The sequence below is a fragment of the Pseudonocardia sulfidoxydans NBRC 16205 genome (genome assembly GCF_007989085.1).
In the GTDB taxonomy this organism is placed as follows: domain Bacteria; phylum Actinomycetota; class Actinomycetes; order Mycobacteriales; family Pseudonocardiaceae; genus Pseudonocardia; species Pseudonocardia sulfidoxydans.
In genome coordinates, this window is sequence record NZ_BJVJ01000172.1 from 1 (window position 1) to 1,514 (window position 1,514).

Annotated in this window: 2 protein-coding genes; both read right to left on the reverse strand. The window is 75.1% G+C overall.

The genetic code is table 11. The features are described 5' to 3' along the window. Positions 1 to 265: 265 nt before the first annotated feature. Positions 266 to 757 carry an MSMEG_0567/Sll0786 family nitrogen starvation N-acetyltransferase gene (locus PSU4_RS30850; RefSeq protein ID WP_246115465.1) on the reverse strand — a complete coding sequence of 164 codons (492 nt, stop codon included), beginning with the start codon at positions 755 to 757 and terminating at the stop codon, positions 266 to 268. Then, on the reverse strand, positions 754 to 1,368 hold the full coding sequence (locus PSU4_RS32690) for a hypothetical protein (protein WP_246115466.1): 615 nt from the start codon (positions 1,366 to 1,368) through the stop codon (positions 754 to 756). Before PSU4_RS32690 ends, PSU4_RS30850 begins: the two co-directional genes overlap by 4 nt. Positions 1,369 to 1,514: the final 146 nt, after the last annotated feature.

A 1,514-nucleotide genomic window follows, 5' to 3' on the forward strand; every position in this document is an offset into this window, starting at 1 on the left:
ACAGGTCGCCGCCCGCACCAGGTCCGACCTGGTCCTCGGGCAGCTGGGCACGCCGGCGCAGCGCGGTGTGGCGCTGGCGCGGATCGCGGAGTCGCTGCCGGCGGAGCTGCGGGAGACGTTCGGACGGTCGGGACGCCTGGTGACCGCGCGCCCCCGCACGTCCTGACCCCCCGCACAGCAGCGCCGAGTTCGACACCGGAGTGGTTCGATCATGGTCGTAACCAGTCCGTCGTCGAGCTCGGCGCGGTCCGGTCGGCCGCCGGGGTCAGGAGGCGGTGCGGGCGGCCTGCAGGTCGATCTCCATCAGCAGGTGCGGCTGCCCGACGTAGATCTCCGGGGCGCCGACGCGGGCCCAGCCGAGCCTGCGGAAGAACATCTCGTTGGGCATCTGGACGTGCGCGATCATCCGCGCCCCGCCCAGCTCGCCGGCCGTGGCCACGGCGAAGCGGACCAGCGGGGCGCCGAGGCCCGACGACCGGAACCCGGGCAGCACCGCGAGCCGGTCGCCCTGCCAGTCGCCCTCGGGGTGGCCGGGTCGGAGCGGGTAGAGCCGGACGGTCCCGGCCGTGATCCCGCCGACGGTGCCGACGACGTGGATCGTCGTGGGGTCGTCGTCACGGTCGTCGAGGTCGGAGCCCTCGAACAACGACTGCTCCGCCACGAAGACCGTGCGGCGGATCGCGAACACCTCGTCGCGGTCGGCGGCGGTGAGGGCGGCCCGGCAGCCGGTGGGCGCCAGGTCCGGTGCGGCGCTCACGTACCGACCGTCCCGGCCTCGACGGCCGCGCGCTGGCGTGCGATCTCGGCGAGCCACTCGTCGCGGTCGGTGAACGAGCCGGTCACGAGCAGGGTGCCGGTCTCGCCCGCGGTGACCTGCAGCTGGAAGGGGTCCTCGCCGGACCAGGGGTCGACGGCGATCTCGACGACCGTGCCCGTCGGCAGGTGCAGCTCGGGGCGGCGGCCGTCGGTGAGCTCCTCGGCCGTCTCCGGCCCGCTGACGACGACCCATGCGCGGCCCTCGGCGCGGGCCGCCTCGATGGCGGCCTCGCGGCGGCGGCGCTCGACGTCGGAGCTGATCTCACGGTCGGCCATGCCGCAGGCCACGCCGAGCAGCAGGTCGGCGGGGACGGCGCTGCCGCCGGGGAGGGCCGCGGCGATGAGCTCCTCGGGGGCGGACTCGGCCGCGATGATGTCCTCGACGCCGGCGCAGCGTTTGCGCAGCTCGGCGACGACCGCCTGGATCTGGTTGATCGACCGCTGGTAGGAGCCGGGATCGGCGATGAGCGTGGGGTAGAGCCTGTCCTCGGCCGCGCGCCACCGGTTGCGGGCCATCGCGACGTTGGGCGAGAACGTGCCGGCGTCCGGCATCGGGAGCTCCCGTGATGCTGCTCGGAGGGTTGACGTCGGCCCGGCGGGTCGGTGCGACCCGGGCCGACCGGAGGTCGGGAACGGCAACGGGCGGGCCGGGTCCGAAGTGGACCCGGCCCGCCCGTCACCTGGGGGCTGAGACGATG

Excerpts from the sequence above, each read along its gene's own strand:
- PSU4_RS32690 (WP_246115466.1), bottom strand. The coding sequence starts at position 1,368 with ATGCCGGACGCCGGCACGTTCTCGCCCAACGTCGCGATGGCCCGCAAC.